Source organism: Micromonospora sp. AP08, from assembly GCF_008085935.1.
GTDB classification, from domain to species: domain Bacteria; phylum Actinomycetota; class Actinomycetes; order Mycobacteriales; family Micromonosporaceae; genus Micromonospora; species Micromonospora chersina.
On record NZ_VSEZ01000027.1, the window covers coordinates 1 to 25,474 of the forward strand.

General features: G+C 74.2%; 23 protein-coding genes and 1 pseudogene. 13 read left to right on the forward strand and 11 right to left on the reverse strand.

Annotated features, from left to right (window positions below; genetic code table 11):
• A pseudogene (locus FXF50_RS27910) lies at positions 1–330 on the reverse strand (hypothetical protein); the annotation flags it as partial.
• 301 nt (positions 331–631) lie between these two features.
• A complete protein-coding gene (locus FXF50_RS27915; RefSeq protein ID WP_148431909.1) occupies positions 632–2,107 on the reverse strand; it encodes an aminopeptidase P family protein in 1,476 nt (491 codons plus the stop codon).
• A 110-nt stretch (positions 2,108–2,217) separates the two neighbouring features.
• On the opposite strand from FXF50_RS27915, the gene asnB reads away from it, so the two are divergent.
• Complete coding sequence (gene asnB / locus FXF50_RS27920) at positions 2,218–4,179, forward strand: asparagine synthase (glutamine-hydrolyzing) (RefSeq protein WP_148431910.1); 1,962 nt, start codon at positions 2,218–2,220, stop codon at positions 4,177–4,179.
• 57 nt (positions 4,180–4,236) lie between these two features.
• On the opposite strand, the gene FXF50_RS27925 is transcribed toward asnB, so the two are convergent.
• Entirely contained in the window at positions 4,237–5,352 is a 1,116-nt protein-coding gene (locus tag FXF50_RS27925) for a lytic polysaccharide monooxygenase (RefSeq protein WP_148431911.1), read from the reverse strand.
• Between the two features lie 333 nt (positions 5,353–5,685).
• Here FXF50_RS27925 and FXF50_RS27930 point away from each other — a divergent pair, with 333 nt between their 5' ends.
• The gene (locus FXF50_RS27930; protein ID WP_148431912.1) at positions 5,686–6,615 is read left to right on the forward strand and encodes a carbohydrate kinase; all 930 of its coding nucleotides are present in this window, start codon (positions 5,686–5,688) and stop codon (positions 6,613–6,615) included.
• A gap of 2 nt (positions 6,616–6,617) precedes the next feature.
• Here the strand turns inward: FXF50_RS27930 and FXF50_RS27935 are convergent, their stop codons facing one another.
• Entirely contained in the window at positions 6,618–7,838 is a 1,221-nt protein-coding gene (locus FXF50_RS27935; RefSeq protein WP_148431913.1) for a multidrug effflux MFS transporter, read from the reverse strand.
• 79 nt (positions 7,839–7,917) lie between these two features.
• Between FXF50_RS27935 and FXF50_RS27940 the strand changes: the two genes are divergently transcribed.
• Positions 7,918–8,364 carry a MarR family winged helix-turn-helix transcriptional regulator gene (locus tag FXF50_RS27940; protein ID WP_148431914.1) on the forward strand — a complete coding sequence of 149 codons (447 nt, stop codon included), beginning with the start codon at positions 7,918–7,920 and terminating at the stop codon, positions 8,362–8,364.
• Positions 8,365–8,379: 15 nt separating this feature from the next.
• Here FXF50_RS27940 and FXF50_RS27945 read toward each other — a convergent pair whose 3' ends face one another.
• The gene (locus tag FXF50_RS27945) at positions 8,380–9,210 is read right to left on the reverse strand and encodes an MBL fold metallo-hydrolase (protein ID WP_148431915.1); all 831 of its coding nucleotides are present in this window, start codon (positions 9,208–9,210) and stop codon (positions 8,380–8,382) included.
• A complete protein-coding gene (locus tag FXF50_RS27950) occupies positions 9,207–9,611 on the reverse strand; it encodes a thioesterase family protein (RefSeq protein ID WP_148431916.1) in 405 nt (134 codons plus the stop codon). Before FXF50_RS27950 ends, FXF50_RS27945 begins: the two co-directional genes overlap by 4 nt.
• Positions 9,612–9,752: 141 nt before the next feature.
• Between FXF50_RS27950 and FXF50_RS27955 the strand changes: the two genes are divergently transcribed.
• A complete protein-coding gene (locus FXF50_RS27955) occupies positions 9,753–11,216 on the forward strand; it encodes an RNA-guided endonuclease TnpB family protein (RefSeq protein WP_148431917.1) in 1,464 nt (487 codons plus the stop codon).
• A gap of 139 nt (positions 11,217–11,355) precedes the next feature.
• Complete coding sequence (locus FXF50_RS27960; protein ID WP_148431918.1) at positions 11,356–12,462, forward strand: phosphatase PAP2 family protein; 1,107 nt, start codon at positions 11,356–11,358, stop codon at positions 12,460–12,462.
• 22 nt (positions 12,463–12,484) lie between these two features.
• On the opposite strand, the gene FXF50_RS27965 is transcribed toward FXF50_RS27960, so the two are convergent.
• From FXF50_RS27965 to FXF50_RS27975, 3 genes are all read right to left on the reverse strand, one after another.
• Positions 12,485–13,918, reverse strand: coding sequence for a PH domain-containing protein (locus tag FXF50_RS27965; protein ID WP_148431946.1), 1,434 nt, complete (start codon positions 13,916–13,918; stop codon positions 12,485–12,487).
• A 125-nt stretch (positions 13,919–14,043) separates the two neighbouring features.
• Entirely contained in the window at positions 14,044–14,571 is a 528-nt protein-coding gene (locus FXF50_RS27970; protein WP_148431919.1) for a PH domain-containing protein, read from the reverse strand.
• 22 nt (positions 14,572–14,593) lie between these two features.
• Positions 14,594–14,824: a hypothetical protein gene (locus tag FXF50_RS27975; RefSeq protein ID WP_148431920.1), complete on the reverse strand. Its 231-nt coding sequence runs from the start codon at positions 14,822–14,824 to the stop codon at positions 14,594–14,596.
• Between the two features lie 240 nt (positions 14,825–15,064).
• On the opposite strand from FXF50_RS27975, the gene FXF50_RS27980 reads away from it, so the two are divergent.
• The 7 genes from FXF50_RS27980 (at position 15,065) to FXF50_RS28010 (ending at position 22,101) form a co-directional block, all read left to right on the forward strand.
• The gene (locus FXF50_RS27980) at positions 15,065–16,171 is read left to right on the forward strand and encodes a MoxR family ATPase (protein ID WP_148431921.1); all 1,107 of its coding nucleotides are present in this window, start codon (positions 15,065–15,067) and stop codon (positions 16,169–16,171) included.
• Entirely contained in the window at positions 16,150–17,142 is a 993-nt protein-coding gene (locus FXF50_RS27985) for a DUF58 domain-containing protein (protein ID WP_187399858.1), read from the forward strand. The genes FXF50_RS27980 and FXF50_RS27985 overlap by 22 nt, the downstream gene beginning before the upstream one ends.
• Entirely contained in the window at positions 17,139–18,089 is a 951-nt protein-coding gene (locus tag FXF50_RS27990; protein WP_148431923.1) for a VWA domain-containing protein, read from the forward strand. The genes FXF50_RS27985 and FXF50_RS27990 overlap by 4 nt, the downstream gene beginning before the upstream one ends.
• 597 nt (positions 18,090–18,686) lie before the next feature.
• Complete coding sequence (gene fabG, locus FXF50_RS27995; RefSeq protein ID WP_148431924.1) at positions 18,687–19,391, forward strand: beta-ketoacyl-ACP reductase; 705 nt, start codon at positions 18,687–18,689, stop codon at positions 19,389–19,391.
• 23 nt (positions 19,392–19,414) lie between these two features.
• A complete protein-coding gene (gene fabI / locus FXF50_RS28000) occupies positions 19,415–20,182 on the forward strand; it encodes an enoyl-ACP reductase FabI (RefSeq protein WP_091320911.1) in 768 nt (255 codons plus the stop codon).
• Between the two features lie 72 nt (positions 20,183–20,254).
• Complete coding sequence (locus FXF50_RS28005) at positions 20,255–21,286, forward strand: ferrochelatase (RefSeq protein ID WP_148431925.1); 1,032 nt, start codon at positions 20,255–20,257, stop codon at positions 21,284–21,286.
• Entirely contained in the window at positions 21,235–22,101 is an 867-nt protein-coding gene (locus FXF50_RS28010) for an HAD-IIA family hydrolase (protein WP_187399859.1), read from the forward strand. Before FXF50_RS28005 ends, FXF50_RS28010 begins: the two co-directional genes overlap by 52 nt.
• Positions 22,102–22,111: 10 nt before the next feature.
• On the opposite strand, the gene FXF50_RS28015 is transcribed toward FXF50_RS28010, so the two are convergent.
• Positions 22,112–22,906, reverse strand: coding sequence for a hypothetical protein (locus tag FXF50_RS28015; RefSeq protein WP_148431926.1), 795 nt, complete (start codon positions 22,904–22,906; stop codon positions 22,112–22,114).
• Between the two features lie 161 nt (positions 22,907–23,067).
• Between FXF50_RS28015 and FXF50_RS28020 the strand changes: the two genes are divergently transcribed.
• Positions 23,068–23,880, forward strand: a complete 813-nt coding sequence (locus FXF50_RS28020; RefSeq protein ID WP_148431927.1) for a DUF3097 domain-containing protein — start codon at positions 23,068–23,070, stop codon at positions 23,878–23,880.
• 224 nt (positions 23,881–24,104) lie between these two features.
• On the opposite strand, the gene FXF50_RS28025 is transcribed toward FXF50_RS28020, so the two are convergent.
• A complete protein-coding gene (locus FXF50_RS28025) occupies positions 24,105–25,418 on the reverse strand; it encodes a serine hydrolase (RefSeq protein ID WP_148431928.1) in 1,314 nt (437 codons plus the stop codon).
• Positions 25,419–25,474: the final 56 nt, after the last annotated feature.

Consider the following 25,474-nt stretch of genomic DNA (forward strand, 5'->3'; position numbering starts at 1 on the left):
ACACGGCACCTCCCGGACCGTCCCGTGATCGGCGCCGTTCGGGTCCCACTCCCCCCGGTCCCGGCCCTCCTCACCCTTCTTGTCCTTGTCCTTGTGCTCCTCGCCGGCCTTCTTGCCGGCGTCGCCGGCGTTCTGGGGCGCCGCGCGGTTCTCCGCGACCCGCTGCGGTTCGCCGGACTTGTCGTCGCGAGCGGCGAGGCCACCGAGGGCCGCCAGGCCGACGACGCCGGTCAGCCCGGCCACGCCGGTGGCGACCCAGAGTGCCCGCCGCCTGCTCGTCGGCGGGGGCGTCGGCGCCCCGCCGTCGGAAGTCGTTACGTCGTTGGACATCAGAGCCTTCCGCCCTTTCGGTTCTTCCCAAAGGGGTCGCACCGGTCTCAGCCGCGCGACCAGCTACAAATCGGTTTGCAGCCTCTGATCGCCACCGTATGAGAAGGATCCTCGCGACGCGGACGTATCCGAAGAAATCGCGCATTTGGCTCACCTTGCCGCTGGGCGGTGCAGCCGGGCGGAGCGACACCAGGAGGACCGTGAGCAGCGCAAACGACGACGGGCCCGGCGTCGGCGTCGTTACCGCGAGAAACCTCGCAAGACGCCGGCGGCGGGCCCGTCGGGGCTCGTGCCGGTCGGATCAGCCGGGCAGGCGGGGGCCGGCCTCGCGCTGCTCGGCCAGCCAGGTCTCCACCTCGTCCGAGCGGCGCGGCAGCCCGGCCGAGAGGTTCACCGAACCGTCGGCGGTGACCAGGATGTCGTCCTCGATCCGCACGCCGATGCCCCGCAGCTCCTCGGGGACCAGCTCGTCCTCCGGCTGGAAGTAGAGCCCCGGCTCGACGGTGAGCACGTAGCCCTCGCCGAGCGGTCCGTCCCGGTAGGTCTCCTTGCGGGCGTTGGCGCAGTCGTGCACGTCGATGCCGAGCATGTGGCTGGTGCCGTGCAGCGTCCAGCGGCGGTAGACCGTCGACGCCGGGTCCATGGCCTCGTCGACGCTCACCGGCAGGAGGCCCAGGTCCTTCAGCGCCTCGGCGAGCACCCGCATGGCGGTCAGGTGCACGTCGCGGAACGCCACGCCCGGCTTGATCACGTCGATGCCGGCCTGCTGGGCGGCGTAGACGGCGTCGTAGACCTGGCGCTGGAGCGGGGTGAACCGGCCGTCGACCGGGAGCACCCGGGTCACGTCGGCCGTGTACAGGTTGCGGTTCTCCACGCCCATGTCCATGAGCAGCAGCTCGCCCGGGCGGGTGGCCCCGTGGTTGTGCACCCAGTGCAGGATCGTGGCGTGCTCGCCGGCGCCCACGATCGAGCCGTAGCCGACGTCGTTGCCGTCGTGCCGGGCGCGCAGCGCGAAGATCCCCTCCAGCAGCCGCTCGGAGACCGCCCGGTCGGCCGGGAGCGCCCGGGCCACGTCCTCGAAGCCGCGGACGGTGGCGTCGCACGCCTCCTCGAGCTGGGCGATCTCCCACTCGTCCTTGACCAGCTTCAGTTCCGAGATGGCGATGGCCAGCTCCCGGTCCCGGCCCGGCTGCCCCTCCTCCCGCGCGCCGTCGTACGGCCGCACCGCGGCGTCGACACGGGCGTCGAAACCGCGCAGCACCCGGGTGCGCCCCGGCGCCAGCTCGGCCAGCGCCGCGTCCAGCTCGGTCAGGTCGGCGGTGGGCAGGCCCAGCTCGGTCGACTTCTCCTTCAGCGTCGGCCGCCGGCCCACCCACAGCTCGCCGTGGCGGCTGCGGAAGAACTCGTCGGTCGCCCGGGACGAGCGGGGCCGCATGAACAGCGTGGCCTCGCCGCCCGGCCGGAGCACGAGCACGCTGTCCGGCTCCAGGTCACCCGTCAGGTACGCGAAGTCGCTGCCCGGCCGGAACCGGTGGTCGGTGTCGTTGGCGCGTACCTTCTCGGTGCCGGTCGGGATGACCAGCGTCTCGCCCGGGAACGCCTCGGCCAGCGCGGCCCGCCGCTTGGCGTGGTTGGGCACCTCCGGTCGGGGACCGACCGGCAGCTCCGTGTCCCGCCAGCCCTGCCGCATGAAGGACAGGAACGCCTCCGGGAAGTCCGGGTCGTGGGACTCGGTGCCGTCCGCCGGCTTGCCCTGCTGCGTCCGCTCCTCGGCCATGTCCGCCTCCTTGCGCCTCATCGCTGGTCCCGACGGTACCGCGCGCGCGGGAGCGGGGAGTGCCTGCGGTGCCGCGACGGCGGCTTCCGGCGCGTGGAAAGATGGCCCCCATGTGCGGACTCCTGGCCTTTTTCAGCGCGCGCGGTGACGCCGCCGCTCACCGCGACCACATCGCCGGAGCACTGGAGTGCCTGCACCACCGCGGCCCGGACGAGACCGGGGTCGAGGTGGTCGGCGACGCCTCCGGCCGGTACGCGGACGGAGTGTTCGCCCACAAGCGGCTGGCGATCATCGACGTGGCGCTCAGCCACGAGCCGCTGCCCTACGCGAACGGCCGCTACCTGCTCACCTTCAACGGCGAGATCTACAACTACATCGAGCTGCGGGACGAGCTGATCCGCGACTACGGCGCCCAGTTCGCCACCAACGGCGACGGCGAGGTGATCGTCGCCGGCTACCACTACTGGGGTGAGCAGGTGCTCACCAAGCTGCGCGGCATGTTCGCCTTCGTGATCTGGGACCGGCAGGAGCGGCGGGCCTTCGGCGCCCGGGACTACTTCGGCATCAAGCCGCTGCACTACCTGGAGACCCAGGACGGGCTCTACCTGGCCTCGGAGAAGAAGGCGCTGCTGCCCTTCGCGCACTCGGCGTACCAGGGCGACGCGGGCATCGACACCGCCAACCTGAGCCACTACCTGACCCTCCAGTACGTGCCGGAGCCGGGCACCCTGCACCGGGGGATCAACCGGATCGGGTCGGGGGAGTACCTGACCTGGACGCCGGGCGGCCGGATCGAGGTGCGCCGCTGGTACCGGCCGGTGTTCCGCCCGGCCCCGGTCTCCGACGAGCAGAAGCTCTACCACGAGATCCGGGAGACGCTGCGGGAGAGCGTCCGGATGCACATGCGCTCGGACGTGCCGGTCGGCTCGTTCCTCTCCAGCGGCATCGACTCCACCGCGGTGGTGGCCCTGGCCCGGGAGTTCAACCCGAACATCCTGACCTTCACGGTCGGCTACGACGTGCCGGGCTACTCCGAGATCGACGTGGCCCAGGACTCGGCGCGCCACCTCGACGTGACCACGATCCCGACCAAGATCGGGCCGCAGGACATGATCGAGGCCCTGCCGAAGATCGTCTGGCACCTGGACGACCCGGTGGCCGACCCGGCCCTGGTGCCGCTCTACTTCGTGGCGAAGAAGGCCGCCGAGCACGTCACCGTGGTGCTCTCCGGTGAGGGCGCGGACGAGTTCTTCGGCGGCTACACGATCTACCGGGAGCCGCTGTCGCTCAACGCGGTCAACAGCCTGCCGGGCGGCGTGCAGAAGGGCCTGCGGGCGGTCTCCAAGGCCATCCCGCAGGGCGTGAAGGGCAAGAGCTTCCTGGAGCGGGGCACCACCCCGATCGAGGAGCGCTACTACGGCAACGCCCGGATGTTCACCGAGGAGGAGAAGCAGCACCTGCTGCGCCGCTACGACCCCTCGGTCCGCTACACCGACGTCACGGCGCCGATCTACGCCGAGGCCACCGAACTGGACGACGTCACCAAGATGCAGTACGTCGACCTCTACACGTGGCTGCGCGGCGACATCCTGGTCAAGGCCGACCGGATCTCGATGGCGCACTCGCTGGAGGTCCGGGTGCCGTTCCTCGACCGCGAGGTGTTCAACGTCGCGGCGGGCATCCCGGTCGACCTGAAGCTGCCGCCCCGCTCCGAGGCCACCAAGTACGCGATGCGCCAGGCGCTGCAGGGCGTGGTGCCGCCGGCCATCGTCAACCGCAAGAAGCTGGGCTTCCCGACCCCGACCCGGGTCTGGCTGCGCGGCGAGATGTACGAGTGGGCCCGGCACGTGCTGGCCACCTCCGGCGCGGGCGACCTCATCGACCTGTCGTACGCCATGCGGCTGCTGGACGAGCACAAGCGGGAGGAGGCGGACCACTCCCGCAAGGTGTGGACCGTGCTGATCTTCTGCATCTGGCACGCCATCTTCGTGGCGAAGACCCTCGACCCGGGCATCCAGCGCAACCAGTCGGCCCTGCTCACCAAGCCGGTGGTCGGCAGCATGGTCCGCTGACGCGGGCGTGACGAAGGGCCCCCGGGGTACGCCCCGGGGGCCCTTCTCAGTCCGGGTTCACCGGCCGGTGCAGGTGACCGTGGGCAGGGTGTTGGTGCCGGAGACGTTCGCCGTGAAGCCGAACGTGGTGGTGCCCTCCGGTGGCACGCTCCCGTTGTAGGGGGCGTTGGTGACCGTCACAGCCGCGCCGCTGGTGCTGACCGAGCCGTTCCAGAGCTGGGTGATGGTCTGGCCGCTGGGCCAGGTCCAGTTCGCCGTCCAGCCGCTGTAGGTGCGGGTGCTGTGGTTCATGATCATGACCTCGCCCTGGAAGCCGCCCTGCCAGGCGCTGACCACCTTGTAGACCGCCATGCAGGCCCCGCCCGGCATGGTCGGGGTCGGCGTCGGGCTCGGCGAGGTCGGGGTGGGCGTCGGGCTGGTCGGGCCCGGCGTCGGCGTGGTGGGGTTCGGTGACGGCGTGCCGCCGTTGCCGATCCCGGTCACCTCGCCGTTGCCGCCGTCGAAGGTCACGTCGGAGCAGCCGAAGAAGTTCTCCTGGCTGTCCGAGCGGACCCAGCGGGAGTAGATGATGTGCCGGCCGCTCTTGTTGGCCGGCAGGGTGCCGGTGAAGTAGTAGTGCCCGTCGTTCGTGCCCGGCGAGCCGATCGCCGGCGGGTTGGTCACCTGGAGGAACGGCTGCTCCTCCAGGTCGCTCCAGGCCAGCGGCCGGGTCGGGCTCCAACTGTCCTTGGTCACGTAGAAGTAGAAGGTGCCCGGGTGGTGGGCCCAGTTGCTGTAGCGGAACTCCATCGACCGCCCGGCCGTCAGGTGGGTGACCGGCCAGTCGGTGCGGGCCAGGTCGTAGCCGCTGAAGTTCGCGTTGCCGCCGCTGCACAGCTTGCCGTCGGGAATGAACCCGACGGTCCGGCCGCCGGCATCCGAGCGCAGCACGCTGAACCAGTTGTAGAGCGAGTTGGCCCCGCTCTGGGCGACCGCCGCCGCGCAGGCGGGGTTGTTCGGCCGGATCTCCCCGGTCGCGGTGAGGCCGTCCTTCCAGCACAGGTAGGTCCGGGCGCCCGGCGTCATGGCCGCGCCGTGCGCGGCGGCCGGGTCGGGGCCGGTGACCAGGGCGAACGCGCCCAGGGCCAGGGTGGCGGCCGCGGTGAGCAGCGCGGCCGTACGGGATCGGTGCACGGGATCTCCTGACTCGCGGGGCGCGACCCGCACGGGCCGCCCCGCTGCGACGAGCGGATGCGACGATCGCGGTGCCACGCCCGGCGGTCGGAGTGCGGCCGGGGCCGTCGGGAGACGCGCACCGCCTGCGGTCCGTGCCACGGACCGGTGAGTGCCCTCGCGTCGGCTCGACCCGGCGGCCGGCGGCGCGGCAGCCCCCGCGCCCTCCCGGCAGGCGCAATCCCATCACGTCCGGGCATCCCGCGCAATAGCCGCCCGTCGATGCGGGAGTCACGTCGCGCCGGGCCTCGGCATACGACAGGATCAGGGGTACGACGGACGGAGGGAGCCAGGATGGGCTACGCGGTGGTGCTCGGCGAGGCGCTGGTCGATCTGCTCGACGCCGTGCACGAGGGGGAACCCGTCTACCGGCAGGCGATCGGCGGCGGGCCGCTCAACGTGGCCGTGGCGGTGGCCCGGCTCGGCGGGGACGTCCAGTTCGTCGGGTCGCTCGGCGACGACGCGCTCGCCGCGCGGATCCGCGCCTTCCTGCGCGCCGCCGGGGTGGGGCTGGACGGGGCGGTCACCGTGCCGGCGCCGACCGCGCTGGCCGTGGCCACCTTCGCCGGCCCGGAACCCGACTTCCGCTTCTACGGCGAACCCCGCTCGTACGCCCTCCTGACCGCCGACGACCTCGACGTGGCCCTGGTCGAGGGCGCGCAGGTGCTCTACTGCGGCTCGATCGTGCTGCTCGCCCCGCCCGTGCTGGCCGCCGCCCGCCGGGCCTGGTCGATCGCCGGGGCGCTGCGGGTGTTCGACCCGAACGTGCGGCCCACCCTGCTCACCGGGCCCGGCGCGCTGGACGACCTGCGCGGGGTGGTCGCCGAGTTCGCCGCGAGCGCCCACCTGGTCAAGCTGAGCGCCGCCGACGCGCGCCTGCTCTACCCGCACGAACCGGTCGAGGGCGTCGCCGCGTACCTGCGGGAACTCGGCGCGGCGACCGTGGTGGTCACCCTCGGCGCGGACGGCGCCCTGGTCGCCGCCGCCGGCGACGTGGTACGCGTCCCCGCGCCGAAGGTCGACGCGGTGGACGCCACGGGCGCGGGCGACTCGGTGATGGGCGCCCTGATCGCCGACCTGCTGCACCAAGGCGAGCCGACGGACCCGACCGGCTGGCGGGACCGGGTGGCCTTCGCCCTGCGGGTGGCCGGCCTGGTCTGCGAGTCACCCGGCGGGGCCACCGCCATGCCCAACCGGGTGGCGGTGGCCGAGCGCTTCCGTTGAGGTCAGCGCGGGCGGGCGAGGGTGAGCACGGCGGTGAGGGAGAGGGCGGCGGCGGCCGCCAGCACGACGGCCATGGGCACGGCGCTGCCCTCGCCGCCCAGACCGACCAGGGGTGCGGCCAGCGCGCCGACCACCGACTGGACGCCGCCCATGAGCGCGGCGGCCGTGCCGGCGTGCCGGGCGTGCGCGTCCAGTGCCAGCGCCGTGCTGTTCGGCGTCACCATGCCCAGCGAGCCGACGAAGGCGAACAGCGTCACCGCGACGACGGCGAGGCTGCCGGCCAGCGCCCCGGTGAGCACGCCGGCCGCGGCCACCCCGCCGACCACGAGCGCGGTGACCAGCAGCCGGCGCGGGCTGAACCGGTCGAGCAGGCGGGCGTTGACCTGCCCGGTGGCCACCAGGGCGAGCGCGTTGAGCCCGAAGACCAGGCTGAACGCCACCGCGGAGACGCCGAAGACGTCCTGGAACACGAACGACGACCCGGAGATGTACGCGAACAGCCCGGCGAACGCGAAGCCCTGGGTCAGCGCGTACCCGAGGTAGACGCGGTCGGCGGCCAGCGACCGCATGGTCCGGGCGGTGGCGGCCAGGCCGCCGGTGCTGCGGCGCTCGGCCGGCAACGTCTCCGGCAGGCGCCGGGCGACCGCGACGGACAGCAGCACCCCGATGGCGGCCAGGGTGAGGAAGACCGCCCGCCAGTCCCCGACGCGCAGCACCAGGCTGCCCACGCTCGGCGCGGCCACCGGCGCGACCCCGAAGACCAGGGTGAGGCGGGAGAAGTACTTCGCGGCCTCGCGGCCGGAGTAGAGGTCGCGGACCACGGCCCGGGCGACCACCACCCCCATGCCGCCGGCCAGGCCCTGGGCGAACCGCGCGGCGGCCAGCACCGGCGCGCTCGGCGCCGCCGCGCAGGCGAGCGCCAGGACGGTGTACGCCACGACGCCGATCAGCACCGGGCGGCGCCGTCCCCACCGGTCGCTGAGCGGGCCGGTGACGAACTGGCCGACGGCGAGGCCGATCAGGCAGGTGGTGAGGGAGAGCTGGATGCCGGCCTGATCGGCGCCCAGGTCGCGGGTCATCGCGGGGAACGCCGGGAGGTACATGTCCAGCGAGAGCGGGCCGATCGCGGTGAGCGTGCCGAGCAGCACCAGCAGCGCCGCGCCACCCCCGGCGGCGGGCGGGTGGACGGTCGGGCGCGCGGCGGTCCGCACGGTCTGGCTCACGAGGTTCCCCCTGGGTCGGTGATCGCCGGGTAACCTTAGCTCTGTACTCAGAACTATTGCGATGTGAAGAAGGTGACCCGTGGCGACTGAGGAGCCCGTCGCGCGGTTCGGCGCCGTCGTGGGGGAGCTGCACCGGCTGGTGCGCCGCAAGGTCGTCGCCCGGGCCAACCGGGACGCCCTGCCCGAGGCGCAGGTGGAACTGCTGCACCTGGTCCGCGCCGAGCCGGGGATCAGCGGCAAGGAGGTCGCACGCCGGCTGGGCACGGCACCGAACACGGTCAGCACCCTGGTCCGCGACCTCACCGACGCCGGGCTGCTCGCGCGCGACCGCGACCCGGACGATCGCCGGGTGGCGCGGCTCACCCTCACCGACGCCGCCCGCACCCGGATGGCCGAGCACGCGGCCCACCGCAGCGCCCTGCTCACCGAGGCGCTGGCCACCCTCGACCCGCCCGCCCGCGACGCGATCCTCGCCGCCGCCCCGCACCTCGACGCCCTGCTCGACGCCCTGCGCGCCCGCCCCTGACCCCGCCGCGGGCGGTCAGGCGGCGCCGTCGAGCTCGGCGTAGCCCCGGCGGGCCGCGATGAGACCCGGGCGGGCGCCGAACGGCGACTCGGCCGCCACCCGCTCGGGCGGCGCGCTGCCCGTGTGACCGGCCCGGATGAGCCAGGCCTGCTGGGCGAGCTGGGCGTGCTGGGCCCGCACGAACTCCACGTCGACCGGCGCGCCGTGCCCCGGCACCACCACCGTGGCCGGCGTGGTCAGGCGCAGCAGCGCGGCCACCGCGTCCGGCCACTGCACCGGGTACGACTCCTCGAAGGCCGGCGGCCCGCTCTGCTCCACGAGGTCGCCGGCGACCAGCACGTCCGCGTCCGGCACGTGCACCACCAGGTCGGCGTCGGTGTGCCCGTGCCCGGGGTGGTGCAGCACCACCCGTCGCCCGCCGATGTCCAGCACCGCCTCCCCCTGCACCGGGTGGGTCGGGGCCAGCAGCTCGGTCCGGGCCAGCTCGGCGGCCAGGTCCGGCTGCTCCGCGCGCATCTCCTCGGCCGCGGCCCGGCGCAGCTCGTCCGGGTGGTCGCGGAGCACCGCCGCGGCCTGGGCGTGCGCGTACACCGGACGGGGCGGGTCGGCGGCCAGCGTGGCGTTGCCGAAGCAGTGGTCGAAGTGATGGTGGGTGTTGACGATCGTCCACGGGTGCGGGGTGACCGCCCGAGCCGCCTCGGCCAGCTCCCGGGCCTGACCGGCGGTGGAGAGGGTGTCCACCAGCAGCGCGGCGCCGTCGCCCACCACCAGCGTCACGTTGACGTGCAGCAGCGGGTCGCGCAGCACGTGCACGCGGTCGGCCACCTCGACGAACCGGGCGGTCATGACGCCCGCACCGCGCGCTCGACGAAGCGTTGCCGGTCGACCAGCGCCCGCTCGACCCGCCCGGTGGCCACGACCTCGTTCCCGTCGGTCACGATCACCTCGAAGGTCAGCCGCCGGCCGTCGACCTTGACCAGCTCGGCCCGGGCCGCCACCGTCCGCCCGACCGGAGTGGCCGCGCGGTGCTCCAGCTCGGCCCGGGTGCCGACGGTCGTCGACCCGGACGGCAGCCGGGTCGCCGTGGCCGCCACCGTCGCCGCCTCGGCCAGCGCGAGCACCCGGGGCGTGCCGAGCACGGGCACGTCGCCCGAGCCCACCGCCTGCGCCGTGTCCGTGTCGGTGACGGTCAGCTCGACCCGGGCGGTCAGGCCCGGGGCGAGGGGCGGCTCCGGCTGCTCCTGCATGGGCCGAGCTTACGGCGTGTTTCATAACTGAGCGGCTGGTGCTGGGCGTTGTGAGCCATTGTTGTCGGTTGGCCCGTGGGGTTTCTGGGTCTGTGCAAGTGGTGGGCTGTTTGTCGGTGGTGTGTGGCATGGTGTGCTGCCGTGGCCCGTTTCACCACGTTCCGGTTTGGTCTGAACCCGACCGCCGAGCAGGAGAGTGTGTTGCGTCGGCATGCGGGTGCGGCCCGGTTCGGCTACAACCAGTGCCTGCGGCTGGTCAAGGACGCTTTGGACGGCAGGCGTGGTGGGGCGGTCGGCACGGTGCCGTGGTCGGGCTTCGACCTGATCAACGCGTTCAACGTGTGGAAACGCTCGGGTGACGCGGGCCGGGTGCTGGTCGCCGCCGGTGACGGGACCGTCACGGTGCAGGTGACCGGTCTGGCATGGCGGGGCGAGGTATGTCAGCAGGTCTTTGAAGAAGCCGCGGTCGATCTCGGCCGCGGTCTCTCGGCGTACACGGCATCGCGCACCGGCCAGCGGCGGGGTCGGCGGGTCGGTTTTCCGAGGTTCAAGTCCAAGAAACGCGCACCGTTGTCGTTTCGCATCCGCAGTAGGACTTCTGCCGCAGGCCGGGCGGGTATCCGGGTCGGTGAGCACGCGCCGCGTACCGTGACCCTGCCCGGCATCGGCGCCCTGGCGGTACGGCAGGACACCCGCCGGCTGCGGCGCATGTTGGCCAAGGGGCGGGCGAAGGTCGTGTCCGCGACGGTCAGCCACCGGGCCGGCCGGTGGGCGGTGTCACTGACCTGCGAAGCCGCCGACCTGCACGATGCCCGCCGCCACCAGCCCAACACCAGCGCCGCAGGGTGGGTGGGTGTCGACCGGGGCCTGTCGACGTTCATCGCCGCAGCGCTCGCCGACGGCACGCAGGTCCTGCGAGTCGACGGCTGGCCACGGCCCGCCCGGGCCGCGCTCGCGCGCCAGCGCCGCCTGTCCCGCAAGGTCACCCGCAAACAACGCGGCTCCCACAACCGCGCCAAGGCCGCAGCCCGGCTGGGCCGCCACCACGCCCGGGTGGCCGCGACCCGGCGCCGTTTCCTGCACCAGGTCTCCAACCAGCTGGTCAATACCCACGACCGGCTCGCCATCGAGACCCTCACCATCACCGGCATGCTCAGCAACCGGCGCCTGGCCTCGACGGTCGCCGACGCGGCATGGGGCGAACTGGCCCGCCAACTGGCCTACAAGCAGCAGTGGCGCGCCGGCCAACTTGCCCTGGTCGACCGCTGGTACCCGTCGACCAAGACCTGCTCCGCATGCCGGACCGTGGCCCCCACAATGCCTCTGCACCAGCGCACGTTCACCTGCCAGGCGTGCGGGCATCACGCCGACCGGGACCACAACGCCGCAGTCAACCTCGCCATCTGGGCCGAGCAGCACCACGCCCAGATCCGGGACCTCCCCGCAGGGGGCCCGGTCACCAACGCCGGCCGAGGGGAAGGCACTGGCCCGCGCACACGCGCAGGCGAAACCGGCCCCGATGACGCAGGAACCGCACCCACCCCACCCGGGGCAAGGCGCGGACGCCCGAGAAGGGCGCTGTCTCACAACTCCGCCGAGTTATGAAACAGGCCGTAGTGCAGCGGCCCGGGCGGCGTCCGCACCGCCACCCCGGCCCTCCCGGGGCCCGGACCGGGGGCGCGCTGCCCCGGCGGCGGGCGGTCGGCGTCGGCGGCCCCGTCGCCCGCCGTTAACCTTGTCCGCGATGGCCGTTCTGACTGACCCCCCGCCCCCCGCCCCCGCCGGACCCACCGCGTCCCCCGACGGCGGGCGCCGTCGCGTGGTGGCGATGGCGATCTGGGGGACCGCCTTCGTGGCCGCCTGGCTCGCCATCGGGCTGCCGACCGACCCGGCGTACGCGTTCCTCTGGATCTGGGCCGGCACCATCGCCTGGCAGTCGTCCCGCCCGTGGCGCAGCCACCTGCGCTTCGCCCGGGACTGGATCCCGGTGGTGCTGCTGCTGGCCGCGTACAACCTGTCCCGGGGGTTCGCCGACAACGGCGCCACGCCGCACGCCATGGAGTTGATCGTCGCCGACCGGTTCCTGACCGGCTGGGCCACCGGCGGCGAGGTGCCCACGATCTGGCTCCAGGAGCACCTCTACCGGCCCGACCAGGTGCACTGGTGGGACGTGGCGGTCAGCTGGATCTACTTCTCGCACTTCGTGGCGACGCTCGCCGCCGCCGCGGTGCTCTGGCTGCGTGACCGCGCGCGCTGGGGCGCGTACATGCGGCGGTGGGGCTTCCTCTGCGCGGCCGGGCTGGCGACCTACTTCCTCTACCCGGCCGCCCCGCCGTGGTGGGCGGCCCAGAACGGGCTGCTCACCGACGTCGCGCGGATCTCCACCCGCGGGTGGAAGGAGATCGGCATGCACGGCGCGGGCAACCTGCTCAACGCCGGGCAGATCGCCTCCAACCCGGTCGCCGCCATGCCGTCGCTGCACACCGCGTTCGCCCTGTTCGTGGTCCTGTTCTTCCTCCGCGGCACCCGGAAGCTCTGGTGGCCGCTGCTGCTGGCCTACCCGCTGGCCATGACCTTCACGCTGATCTACAGCGGCGAGCACTACCTGATCGACGTGCTCGTCGGCTGGGCGTACGTCGGGCTGACCTTCCTGGTGGTGGGGCTTGCCGAGCGCTGGTGGGCGGCCCGCCGGGCCCGCCGCGCCGCGCTCGCCCCGGCCGGGGCGACGACCGCCGCCGCCGAGCCGGCCCGGGCGGCCGACCCCGCGCCCGCCGGCCCGGCCACGCCTGCCGCCGGCCCGGCCGATTCCGCGCCCGCCGCCGACCCGGCCACGGTGCCGGTCGAGCGCTGACCGCCCGGTCGCCCGGCCCGGGTCAGCCCGGGCGGCGCCGGTCGGTCCGGCGGGCGGCGTGCGACCGCGCGGTCAGTTCCGCCGCCAGCTCCCACGCCTCGGCCAGGTCGCGGTCCAGCGCGGCCGCGCCCGACCCGCCGGCGGTGTCCGCGTGCACGGTGGCCAGCCGCAGCCGCCGCTGCGCCGGCCCCTGGGTCACCCGCACGCTCTGGATCCGGGCGTACGGGACCAGCGTCAACCGGCGGGTGAGCAGCCCGGACCGGGCTATGAAGACCTGCTCGTCGAGGCCGGCTCCGACCCGCGCCCGGCTCAGCGGGCGCAGCCAGCGGGCCCGTCGCGGCGGCAGCGTGGCGGGCAGCGCCGCGAGCCGTACGCCGGGCAGCACCTCCGCGACGACCAGTTCGGCGGTGGGCGCGTCGCCGACGGGCAGCAGCCGGTCCGGGCGGTTCCGGTCGTCCGGCTCGGCGCCCGAGTAGCCGGCCACCTCCAGCCGCAGCCGCAGCCAGCCCTTCATCCGCCAGAGCAGCGGCCAGGTCACCCCGACGGTCTGCACCCGGTGCAGCGGCACGGTCTGCACCCGGGTCTCCAGCAGCCCGTTGCGCACCCGGAGCGCGTCGCCGTCCCGGTCGAGCCGGAAGCCCCAGTCGTCGAGCACCCGGCGGACCGGTTGCAGCACCACGCCGGCCATCGCGGTCAGCGTGCTGGCCACCGCGATGAACGACCAGGACCCCTCGGAGAGGAACTGGGCCACCACGAACGCCAGGCCGAACGGCAGCAGGAACGCCTGCGGGGTGAGCAGTTGGCTGACCAGCAGGTCCTGGTTGCGTACGGCGTGCAGCCGGCGCCCGGCCGGGGCCGGCGCGGCCGGTGCGCCGGCGGCGGGCGGGGCGGCCTCGGGCGCGTGGCCGGTCACGGGGGCGCGGCCGGCCACGGCGAGCAGCCGGTGCCGCAGGGCGGTCGCCTCGGCCACGCTCAGGTACGCCAGCGGCGCCTCGGTCTTGCCCCCGCCCACCACCTCCAGCCGCAGCTCGGCCAGCCCGGTGAGCTGCGCGAGCAGCGGCCGGACCACCTCCACGGCCTGCAACCGCTCCAGCGGGATCGCCCGGGTACGCCGCCAGAGCAGCCCCTCGTGCACCCGCAGTTCGCGGCCCACCACGTGGTAGCCGGTGTTCCACCAGCTCACCACCGAGAGGACGGTGGCGCCGAGGACGAAGATCGCGACCAGCACGGCGAACCAGCCGAAGCCGACCCGGGACAGCGTCGACCAGGAGAGCCCGGCGATCACCACGACCAGGGACTTCGCGCCGTGCAGCGCCGGGCTCAGCGGGTGCAGCCGCTGCCTTGGCTCCTCCTCGGCCCGCGGTCCGTGACCGGGCGGCGGGGCCGGTGGGCCGTAGCCGGGTGGGGGCGCGGGGTGACCGTGGCCCGGTGGGGTATGGGCGTACGCGGGCGGCAGGGCGTACCCGGGCTGAGGTGGCCACGGGTGGCCGTTGCGGGGCGGCTCGGCACCGGCTGGCGGCGGTGTCGCGGCGGGTGGGTGCGGCGGCGGGGCGGCGCGCTCCGGCTCGGCCGGGCCGGAACTCACAGGCCCTCCGCCCGGTCCTCGCCCAGCGCGGTGAGCCGGTCCCGCAGCCGGGACGCCTCGGCCGGTCGCAGGCCCGGCACGCGGGCGTCGCTGGCCGCCGCGGCGGTGTGCAGCTGCACGGTGGCCAGGTCGAAGGCGCGTTCCAGCGGCCCCGCGCTCACGTCGACGAACTGCATCCGGGAGTACGGCACGATGGACAGCCGCCGCACCAGCAGCCCGTGCCGGACCAGCAGGTCGTCCGCCCGCTCGGCGTAGCCCCAGGCGCGCACGGCGCGGACGATGGTGACCGCCCGCCAGGCGGCCAGCAGCAGCGCCACGCCCATCGCGGCGCCGAACAGCCAGTGCCCGGCGAGCGCCCAGGCCACGCCGAGCACCACCAGCGCCACGCCGAGTCCGATGCCGAGCCGGATCAGCTCCACCCAGATCAGGTCGCGGGAGATCGGCTGCCACCGGACGGTGTCCGGCCAGGGCTCCAGGGGGCCGGTCGGGGCCGGCGGCCGGCCGGCGAGGTCGTCACCGTTCACCCGGGTGATCCGCTGCGCTCAATCACCCTTCGAGCGTAGGCGATCCGGGCACCGGTACGACCTCGCGCAGGAAGCCGCGCGCGTCGAGGAAGTCGCCCAGCGACCCGCGGTGCGCGGCGCAGGCCAGCCAGGTCTTGCGCCGCTCCGGCGGGTGCAGGCGGGGATTGTTCCAGCGCAGCTCCCAGATGGCGGGAGCGCGGCATCCCCGCGCCGAACAGATCAGCGGTTCGTCGGGGGGAGTGGGAGTGGTCACCGGGGCGAGTCTAGGGCCGCACGCCGGAAGCTTTAGCGCCGGGCGGCCACGGGGGGAGCCGCCCGGCGACGGGATGAATCGTACACGCGCCGGACCCCTGGTTGTCCACCCGTGTTCAGCGTTTTCCGGGCCGCGGGACGGCGCGGCGAAAATCGTCCCTCTCCCGCCCTCGGCTCTCAGCGAGGCATGACAGTCTTGATACGCACCATCCCGCGACGACGACCAAGCTGTGGAGGACCGGTGGCCCAGCCGACCACGCCCGACGCCCCGACCCCGACCGAGGCCGTGCCGGACGCGCCGCCCCCGGCGACCACCACGCCGGCGCAGGACGCCACGCTGCTGGAGCGGGCGCTGTTCGAGATCAAGCGGGTGATCGTCGGCCAGGACCGGATGGTCGAGCGGATGTTCGTGGCCCTGCTCGCCCGGGGCCACTGCCTGCTGGAGGGGGTGCCCGGCGTCGCCAAGACGCTCGCCGTGGAGACCCTGGCCAAGGTGGTCGGCGGGTCGTTCGCCCGGGTCCAGTTCACCCCCGACCTGGTGCCGGCCGACATCATGGGCACCCGGATCTACCGGCAGTCCAGCGAGAAGTTCGACGTCGAGCTGGGGCCGGTCTTCGTCAACTTCCTGCTCGCCGACGAGATCAACCGGGCCCCGGCGAAGGTGCAGTCGGCGCTGCTGGAGGTCATGAGCGAGCGCCAGGTGTCCATCGGCGGCGAGACCCACCGGGTGCCCGATCCGTTCCTGGTGATGGCCACCCAGAACCCGATCGAGCAGGAGGGCGTCTACCCGCTGCCGGAGGCGCAGCGGGACCGGTTCCTCATGAAGATCGTGGTGGGCTACCCGACCGACGCCGAGGAGCGCGAGATCGTCTACCGGATGGGTGTCGCGCCGCCCGAGCCGGCCCGGGTCTTCGACACCCCGGACCTCGTCGCGCTCCAGCACAAGGCCGACCAGGTCTTCGTGCACAACGCGCTTGTCGACTACGCGGTCCGGCTGGTCCTCGCCACCCGGGCCCCCGCCGAGCACGGCATGCCGGACGTCGCGCAGCTCATCCAGTACGGCGCGAGCCCGCGCGCCTCGCTCGGCCTGGTCCGGGCCACCCGGGCGCTGGCCCTGCTGCGCGGCCGGGACTACGCCCTGCCGCAGGACGTGCAGGACATCGCCCCGGACATCCTGCGGCACCGGCTGGTGCTCAGCTACGACGCGCTCGCCGACGACGTGCCGGCCGACCACATCGTGCACCGGGTGATGTCGACCATCCCGCTGCCCGCGGTCGCGCCCCGGCAGCAGGCCACGCCGCCGCCACCGGCCGTCCCGCACAACGGCTGGCCCGGGCAGCGGCCGTGACCCCACCCACCCGACTGCCGGCCAGCGGCGACCGTTCCGGCGCCGTCCTCGCCCGGTTGCAGCTCATGGTCACCCGAAAGCTGGACGGGCTGCTCCAGGGCGACTACGCGGGGCTGCTGCCCGGCCCGGGCAGCGAGGCGGGGGAGTCCCGCGAGTACCGGCCCGGCGACGACGTGCGTCGGATGGACTGGCCGGTCACGGCCCGCACCACCATGCCGCACGTCCGGCGTACGGTGGCCGACCGGGAGCTGGAGACCTGGCTGGCGGTGGACCTCTCGGCCAGCCTGGACTTCGGCACCGGGCGGTGGCTCAAGCGGGACGTGGTGGTGGCCGCCGCGGCCGCCCTGGCCCACCTGACCGTCCGGGGCGGCAACCGGATCGGCGCGGTGGTCGGCACGGGGGCGCCCGCTCCGGCCGGCCGGTGGCGGGGCGGCGCCGCGCCCGCCGGGCCGGGCTCGCTGCACCGGCTGCCCGCCCGCGCCGGGCGCAAGGAGGCGCAGGGGCTGCTGCGGGCCATCGCGGGCACCGAGATCCGGCCCGGCCGCAGCGACCTGGGCGTCCTCGTCGACATGCTCAACCGCCCGCCGCGCCGGCGGGGGGTCGCGGTGGTGATCTCCGACTTCCTCGCGCCGCCGCAGCAGTGGGGCCGGCCGCTCCGTAAGCTGCGGGTCCGGCACGACGTGCTGGCCGTCGAGGTCGTCGACCCGCGCGAGCTGGAACTGCCCGACGTGGGGGTGCTGCCGGTGGTCGACCCGGAGACGGGCGAGCTGCACGAGGTGCAGACCGCCGACCCGGGCCTGCGCCGCCGGTACGCCGAGGCGGCGGCCGCCCAGCGCGCGGCGATCGCCGCCGAGCTGCGCACCGCCGGCGCGGCCCACCTGCGACTGCGTACCGACCGAGACTGGCTGCTGGACATGGTGCGTTTCGTGGCCGCGCAGCGGCACGCCCGCACCCGAGGGACGACCCGATGATCCGTTTTCTGCAACCGTGGTGGCTGCTGGCCGTGCTGCCGGTGCTCGCCCTGGCCGCCGCGTACGTCTGGCGGCAGCTGCACCGCCGGCAGTACGCCATGCGGTTCACCAACGTGGACCTGCTGCGCACCCTGGCGCCGAAGGGGCTGGGCTGGCGGCGGCACGCGGCGGCCACCGCCTTCCTGCTCTGCCTGCTGGTGCTCGCCACCGGGCTGGCCCGGCCGGCGATCGACACCAAGGAGCCCCTCGAACGGGCGACCGTGATGCTCGCCATCGACGTGTCGCTGTCCATGCAGGCCGACGACGTGGCGCCGAACCGGCTGGAGGCCGCGCAGGAGGCGGCCAAGCAGTTCGTCGGCGAGCTGCCGGAGAGCTACAACCTCGGTTTGGTCTCGTTCGCCAAGTCGGCGAACGTGCTGGTCCCGCCGACCAAGGACCGGGGCGCCGTGACCACCGCCATCGACGGCCTGGTGCTGGCCGAGTCGACCGCCACCGGCGAGGCGGTCTTCACCTGCCTGGAGGCGATCCGCTCGGTGCCGGCGGACGGCGCTGCCGGCATCCCGCCGGCGCGGATCGTGCTGCTCTCCGACGGCTACCGCACCTCCGGCCGGTCGGTGGAGGAGGCGGCCGCGGCGGCGCAGGCGGCCAACGTGCCGGTCTCCACGATCGCGTTCGGCACCGACTCGGGGCAGGTGGACATCGGCGGCCAGCTCCAGCGGGTGCCGGTGGACCGGATGGCGCTGGCGCAGCTCGCCGAGACCACGCAGGGCTACTTCTACGAGGCGGCCTCGGTCAGCGAGCTGAAGCAGGTCTACCAGGACATGGGCAGCTCGATCGGGTTCCGGACCGAGCCGCGGGAGATCACCCAGTGGTACGCGGGCATCGCGCTGCTCCTCGCGCTCTGCGCGGGGGCGCTGAGCCTGCTCTGGTCGTCCCGCCTGATCTGAGGCGGGACGACCCGGGACGGGCCGGTGGTGGTCAGTGACCGCCGCCGGCCAGCACGAAGAGGACGGCCACCCAGACGGCGGCGAGGGTGAAGCCCAGCGGGGCGACGTAACGGCTCATGGGACTGCTCCGTGGCGACGGACGGTCCGGGCGGGGACGGACCGCGGGGGTGGATCAGGACGTACGCACACGAAGTCGTGACCGGGGTGCTCCGCCCGCGCCGCAGGCCGGGGTCGCCCCGGCGGACGGCCGAGGAGATCGGGGCGGTGCGGAGGGCGGGGAGCGGGGTCAGCCGCGCCGGCTGAGTCGTGGCTCAGCGGGGCTGACGGTCGGCCCGGCCACGACTGGGAGGATCGCTATCTCGCACAGCGATCACCTCCTGCGGTCGGCGGGGCTCGACGGCGGGCGAATCCACTGCCCGCAAACGTCGATCATCGTACACCCGGCGCGCCGGCGGCACGCACTCGGCCGACCGGTCCACGCACCCAGGTCCGACCGGGTCGGCGGGGTTCCCGGCGGGCCGCCCGCGTTAGCGCTTACCTACCGGTAACCCCTAGGCTCGCCACCGACTGGGAGATCAGCTGAGCAGAGGGGGAACCGTGGCCCGTACCGTGCTGGTGACCGGCGGAAACCGGGGAATCGGCCTGGCCATCGCGCAGGCCTTCGCCAAGCAGGGCGACCGGGTGGCGGTGACCCACCGCAGCGGCGAGGCCCCGGCGGGACTGTTCGGCGTGAAGTGTGACGTGACCGACGCCGAGTCGGTGGACGCCGCGTTCGCCGCGATCGAGGCCGAGCTGGGCCCGGTCGAGGTGCTGGTCGCCAACGCCGGCATCACCGACGACACGCTGCTCATGCGGATGTCCGAGGAGCAGTTCACCCGGGTGCTCGACACCAACCTGACCGGCGCGTTCCGGGTCGCCAAGCGGGCCTCGACGAAGATGCTCCGCGCCAAGTGGGGCCGGATGATCTTCATCTCCTCGGTGGTCGGCCTCTACGGCGGCGTCGGCCAGGTCAACTACGCGGCCAGCAAGGCCGGCCTGGTCGGGGTGGCCCGCTCGATCACCCGCGAGCTGGGCAGCCGCAACATCACCGCGAACGTGGTGGCGCCCGGCTTCATCGACACCGACATGACCGCGGCGCTGCCCGAGGAACGGCGCGCCGAGTACCGCAAGGCCATCCCGGCCGGCCGGTTCGCCGAGCCGGAGGAGGTGGCCGGGGTGGTCACCTGGCTCGCCTCGGACGCGGCCGGATACATCTCCGGCGCCGTCGTCCCGGTCGACGGCGGCCTGGGCATGGGCCACTGAGAAAGTACGGAGGAGATAGCACAATGTCCGGACTCCTGGCCGGTAAGCGGCTGCTGGTCACCGGCGTCATCACCGACGCCTCGATCGCCTTCTCGGTGGCGAAGCTCGCCCAGGAGAACGGCGCGCAGGTCGTGCTCACCGGCTACGGCCGGCTCTCCCTGGTCGAGCGGATCGCCAAGCGGCTGCCCGAGCCGGCGCCGGTGATCGAGCTGGACGTCACCAGCACCGAGCACCTGGCCGGCCTGGCCGACCGGGTACGCGAGCACGTCGACGGCCTCGACGGGGTGGTGCACTCCATCGGCTTCGCCCCGCAGAGCTGCCTCGGCGGCGGCTTCCTCGACGCGCCCTGGGAGGACGTGGCGACCGCGCTCCAGGTCTCCACCTACTCCTACAAGTCCCTGGCCATGGCGGCGCTGCCGCTGATGTCGGCGGGCGGCGCCGTGGTGGGCCTCACCTTCGACGCCACCAAGGCGTGGCCGGTCTACGACTGGATGGGCGTGGCCAAGGCCGGGCTGGAGTCCGCCTCCCGCTACCTGGCGCTGCACCTGGGCAAGCAGGGCATCCGCAGCAACCTGGTCGCCGCCGGGCCGCTGCGCACCATCGCCGCCAAGTCCATCCCCGGCTTCGACCAGTTCGAGGACGCCTGGACCGAGCGCGCCCCGCTGGGCTGGAACCTCACCGACCAGGAGCCGGCCGCCCGGGCCTGCCTGGCGCTGCTCTCCGACTGGTTCCCGGCCACCACCGGCGAGATCGTCCACGTCGACGGCGGCTACCACGCGATCGGCGCCTGACACCCGGGCACGAAACCTGCTCGACCCGGGGTGGTCGCCGGACCGGCACGGCCGTCGGGGGAGAATGACACCATGGCGTACGACGCGTTGGTGCTGGTCTCCTTCGGCGGCCCCGAGCGGCCCGAGGACGTGCTGCCCTTCCTGCAGAACGTGACCCGGGGGCGGGGCGTGCCGCCGGAGCGGCTCGCCGAGGTCGCCGAGCACTACCTGCACTTCGGCGGGGTGTCCCCGATCAACCAGCAGTGCCGTGACCTGCTCGCGGCGATCCGGGAGGACTTCGCCGCGCACGGCGTCGACCTGCCGGTCTACTGGGGCAACCGCAACTGGGACCCGATGCTCGCCGACACGGTGGCGCAGATGCGCGACGACGGCATCCAGCGCGCCCTCGCCTTCGTCACCAGCGCGTACGGCGGCTACTCGTCCTGCCGGCAGTACCAGGAGGACATCGCCGTGGCCCGGGCCGCCGTCGGCCCGGACGCCCCGCTGATCGAGAAGCTGCGCCAGTTCTGGGACCATCCGGGCTTCGTCGAGCCGCACGCCGACGCGGTCCGGGCCGCGCTGGCGCAGCTCGACCCGGCCCGGCGCGACAGCGCCCGGCTGGTGTTCACCGCGCACTCGGTGCCGGTGTCGGCGGCCGCCACCGCCGGCCCGCACGGCGGCCGGTACACCGCCCAGCTCGAGGAGGCCGCCCGGCTGGTGCACGCCGCCGCCGCGCCGGACCTGCCCTACGACCTGGTCTGGCAGAGCCGCTCCGGGCCGCCGCAGGTGCCGTGGCTGGAGCCGGACATCAACGACCACCTGGCCACGCTGCCCGGCCAGGGCGTGACCGGCGTGGTGGTCAGCCCGATCGGTTTCGTCTCCGACCACCTCGAGGTGGTCTGGGACCTGGACACCGAGGCGCTCGACACGGCCAAGCAGCTCGGCCTGGACTTCGTCCGCGCCGGCACGCCCGGCACCGACCCACGGTTCGTGGCGATGGTCCGTGAGCTGGTGCTGGAACGGCACGCCCCGGACGGCGAGCGATACTTCCGCCGCCTCGGCGAGCTGCCCACCTGGGACACCTGCCCGGCGCTGTGCTGCGTGCCCCCGGCCCGCCGGCCCTGAGCCGGACCACCTCCGACACCCCATGGGGACGACACATGCATGACCGCAAGCCGGTGCAGAGCTGGCTCACCGACATGGACGGCGTGCTGGTGCACGAGGGCCAGCCGGTGCCCGGCGCGCCCGAGTTCGTCAAGCGGCTGCGCGCCTCCGGCAAGCCGTTCCTGGTGCTCACCAACAACTCGATCTACACGCCGCGCGACCTCCAGGCCCGGCTGGCCCGGATGGGGCTGGACGTGCCGGAGGAGGCGATCTGGTCGTCGGCGCTGGCCACCGCCCAGTTCCTGGCCGACCAGCGGCCGGGCGGCACGGCGTACGTGATCGGCGAGGCCGGGCTCACCACGGCCCTGCACGCGGTGGGCTACGTGCTCAGCGACTTCGCCCCCGACTACGTGGTGCTGGGGGAGACCCGCACCTACAGCTTCGAGGCGATCACCAAGGCCATCCGGCTGATCAACGACGGCGCCCGGTTCATCTGCACCAACCCGGACGCGACCGGCCCGTCGGTGGAGGGCGCGCTGCCGGCGGCCGGCTCGGTGGCGGCGATGATCTCCAAGGCGACGGGGGTGGAGCCGTACTTCGTCGGCAAGCCGAACCCCATGATGATGCGCTCGGCGTTGAACACGATCGACGCGCACTCCGAGTCGACCGCGATGATCGGCGACCGGATGGACACCGACATCCTCTGCGGCCTGGAGGCGGGGCTGGAGACCATCCTGGTGCTCACCGGGATCAGCAGCCGCGCCGAGGCCGAGCGCTACCCCTACCGGCCGTCCCGGATCGTCGACTCGGTGGCCGACCTCATCGACGAGGTCTGAGCCCCCGGGCTCAGGGGCGCAGCGGGGCGTTGCAGGCGGCCACCAGGGCCTGCCGGCAGGCGGTGGTCAACGGCCGCAGCGCCGCGTCCCGCTGCTGCGCCTCGTAGGTGTTCACCGCCCCGCCCGGGGCGCTCTCCCCGGCCAGGGCGAGCACCCGGTCCAGCACGGCCGCGCGGGCGAACAGCCGGCGCGACCGCGGGTCGAAGCCGGGCGGCAGGTCGGTCCCGCCGTCCGGCCGGCGCAGCGCGGCGAGCGCGCCGGCCAGTTCGGGCCGCCACTGGGCCACGTCGAGCCGGGTCAGCGCGGCCGTCGTCTCGGCCAGCGCGACGGCCAGTTCGGCCTCCGCCTCGGCGGCGCCGGGCGTGGTCAGGGACGCCTTCGGCGCGTCGGCCGGCAGCGGGTGGACCCGCCAGAGCACGGTCTCCCAGGTCATCCCCGAGCCGGAGGTGTGGGTGCGCACCTCCGGGACGAACCCGAGCCCGCTGGCCACCACGGCCTCCCCGGCCAGCAGCGCCGCCCCGGCGAAGGCGCCGGGACCGGGCAGCCCCCGCGGGTCGCCCGGTGCGGGCAGCACCAGGCGGATCTCGTCCGGGGAGAGCTTGGCCAGGCTGGGCAGCGCCTCCCGCAGGGACACGTCGGTCCAGGTGCCGGGGGCGTCGGCGACCAGGTGCTCCTCGTCGCCGGCGATCTCGTCGGCGACCTCGTCGAAGGGCACCAGGCCGGCGCGCCAGGCGCGAACCCAGGCGACGAACCGGCTCGACCGGCGCGGAGCCAGCGTGGCCGCGCCCGTTGCGGGGGAGGACATGCCGAAAGGGTACGTGCTCGCCGCCGTCGCTGTCTCGGCTGCCGCTCCGGCGGCGTGACCTGCCCCCAACTACCCCCTTCGCCCCTTTCTGTGTCGCCGGTGGGACGCCTGGTCGGCGCGTCGCCGGGCGACACGCCGGGCCGGTGGCTAGCGTGATCGACATGGCGGGGCGATACGACGGCGACGTGCTGGCGGGCGACTGGCGGCGGCGGAAGGTGATCCCCGAGGTCGACGCCGAACCCGACCTGGTGGTCGAGGACGCCGACTCCGGGTTCTGCGGCGCGGTCGTCGGCTTCGAGTCCGGCGCGGTGGTGCTGGAGGACCGGCACGGCCGGCGGCGCAACTTCCCGCTGCTGCCCGCCGCGTTCCTGCTCGACGGCTCGCCGGTGACCCTGCGCCGCCCGGCCCGCGCCCCGGCGCCCGCCGCCCGGCGGCGTACCGCCTCCGGCTCGATCGCGGTCGACAACGTCCGGGCGCAGGTCGCCAAGGCCAGCCGGATCTGGGTCGAGGGCGTGCACGACGCGGCCCTGGTCGAGCGGATCTGGGGCGACGACCTGCGGATCGAGGGCGTGGTGGTGGAGCCGCTCGACGGCATCGACGCGCTCGCCACCGAGGTACGCGCCTTCGCCCCGGGCCCCGGCCGCCGGCTCGGCGTGCTGGTCGACCACCTGGTGCCCGGCTCCAAGGAGAGCCGGATCGTCGCGCAGGTCACCTCGCCGCACGTGCTGGTCACCGGGCACCCGTACGTCGACGTGTGGCAGGCCGTGAAGCCGCGGGCGCTGGGCATCCCGGCGTGGCCCGTGGTGCCGCCGGGGCGGCCCTGGAAGGAGGGGGTCTGCGCGGCCCTCGGGGTGGCGGAGCCGGCGGACATGTGGCGGCACATCCTGTCCCGGGTGGACAGTTACGCGGACGTGGAGACGCCGTTGATCAACGCGGTGGAGCGGATGATCGATTTCGTCACTGCGCCTGTTTAGTGGCTGCGGTTCAGGCCCGGCCCGTCGTGTGCCCGGTGCGTCGGTCGGTTCCGGCAGTCGGTCGGGTGGGGACCTTGGGGGCGCTACGAACTTGATGACGTGGACGGATCACGGGGTGAGCCAGCCGTGTCGTCGCGTTTGTCGGCGCGCCGCGGCGCGGCGCGGGTCGGGGGCGGTCCGGCGATCCATCTGCGCCATCAAGTTTGTAGCGACGCGGGAGTTGGTCAGGGTTCCTGGTCGGGGCTTCGCGTGAAGACGAAGGTGGCGATGTCGAGGGCCACCGCTCGCCCCGCCTCGTCGCGGATGACCGTGAGGAGTTCCCCGTCCTGGGAGCCGGAGCGGCCGCGCCAGCGGTCCGGGGCCTCCGGGGTGAAGCGGAGCAGCGGACGACCGACCTGGCCGCCCACCAGGTCGCCGGCCGGGTCGATGCGGAACTCGTACTCGATGCCCATCCACCACCAGCGGCCGGTCAGCTCGGCCAGGTCGGCGGGCGGCGCCTCGGCGGGGCGCCACGGGGCGGGCGCGGCCGGTTCGGCGTCCAGCACCAGGGTGAGGATGTCGCGGGCCAGGCCGACGACGTGGTGGCCGGCGCGCAGCCCGTACGAGTTGGCGAAGTCGACCACGGCGGTGCGGGTGGGCCGGTGCACGGCCAGGCCGGCGACGTAGCCGGGCATCGAGCCGCCGTGGCCCACGTACACCCGCTCGCCGACCCGGTACAGCTCCACGCCGAGGCCGTGGCCGCCGGTCCAGGCGTCCAGGTCGCTGATCACCACGGGCGCGCACATCTCGGTGAGCGTGGCCGGGGCGAGCAGGTCCGGGGCCGGGTCGGCCAGGAAGGCCGCCCAGCGGGCCAGGTCCTCGACGGTCGACCAGAGCTGCCCGGCCGGCGCCATCGCCCCGGTGTCGGTGCGCGGCTCCTCCCGCAGCGTGTCGTGCCAGGGGTGCACCACGTAGCCGCGGGCGTACGGCTCGGTCGGGTGGTAAGTGGTGCGGCGCATGCCGAGCGGTTCGAGCAGCCGCTCCCGGAGCAGGGCGGCCCAGGGCGTGCCGGTGATCCGTTCCAGCACCCCGCCGAGCAGCCCGTACGCCAGGTTCGAGTAGTGGTAGACGTGGTGCGGCGGGTGGGCGATCTTCGCCGGGGTGAGCCCGGCGAGCAGGGTCTCCAGGTCGGCGCCCGCGGCCCGCTCCCACCACTGCCCGTCCGGCTCCCGCTGGAGGCCGCTGGCGTGCCCGAGCAGTTGCCGCAGGGTGAGCGCGCCGACCGGGGTGCCGGGCAGGTGCTTGTCCAGCGGGTCGTCGAGGGCCAGCCGCCCGGCGTCGCGCTGCTGCATGACCAGCACGGCCGTCATGGTCTTGCTGATCGAGCCGATCCGGTACTGGAGGTCCGCGTCGGGGCGGGGCTGCTCGCCGGCGAGGGCGACGTGCGCCAGGGCGCCGTCGCGGACCACCCCGAGGGCGAGCGAGGGGCCGCGCCCCTCCGCCTGGGCCCGGGCGACCAGCAGGTCGACCTGTCGGGCGGTCTCGGGCAACAGGGCCATGGCGTCCTCCTCGGCGGTCGTCGGCGCGCTGCCGAGCTTAGGTGATCATGCGGGGC

Bases quoted from the DNA above. Each gene is read 5' to 3' on its own strand.
- FXF50_RS28015 (WP_148431926.1), bottom strand. From the start codon at position 22,906: ATGTCCTCCCCCGCAACGGGCGCGGCCACGCTGGCTCCGCGCCGGTCG.
- FXF50_RS27930 (WP_148431912.1), top strand. From the start codon at position 5,686: ATGGGCTACGCGGTGGTGCTCGGCGAGGCGCTGGTCGATCTGCTCGAC.
- FXF50_RS27960 (WP_148431918.1), top strand. From the start codon at position 11,356: ATGGCCGTTCTGACTGACCCCCCGCCCCCCGCCCCCGCCGGACCCACC.
- FXF50_RS27915 (WP_148431909.1), bottom strand. From the start codon at position 2,107: ATGGCCGAGGAGCGGACGCAGCAGGGCAAGCCGGCGGACGGCACCGAG.
- FXF50_RS28025 (WP_148431928.1), bottom strand. From the start codon at position 25,418: ATGGCCCTGTTGCCCGAGACCGCCCGACAGGTCGACCTGCTGGTCGCC.
- FXF50_RS27945 (WP_148431915.1), bottom strand. From the start codon at position 9,210: ATGACCGCCCGGTTCGTCGAGGTGGCCGACCGCGTGCACGTGCTGCGC.
- FXF50_RS28020 (WP_148431927.1), top strand. From the start codon at position 23,068: ATGGCGGGGCGATACGACGGCGACGTGCTGGCGGGCGACTGGCGGCGG.
- FXF50_RS28005 (WP_148431925.1), top strand. From the start codon at position 20,255: ATGGCGTACGACGCGTTGGTGCTGGTCTCCTTCGGCGGCCCCGAGCGG.
- FXF50_RS27990 (WP_148431923.1), top strand. From the start codon at position 17,139: ATGATCCGTTTTCTGCAACCGTGGTGGCTGCTGGCCGTGCTGCCGGTG.
- fabI (WP_091320911.1), top strand. From the start codon at position 19,415: ATGTCCGGACTCCTGGCCGGTAAGCGGCTGCTGGTCACCGGCGTCATC.
- asnB (WP_148431910.1), top strand. From the start codon at position 2,218: ATGTGCGGACTCCTGGCCTTTTTCAGCGCGCGCGGTGACGCCGCCGCT.
- FXF50_RS27950 (WP_148431916.1), bottom strand. From the start codon at position 9,611: ATGCAGGAGCAGCCGGAGCCGCCCCTCGCCCCGGGCCTGACCGCCCGG.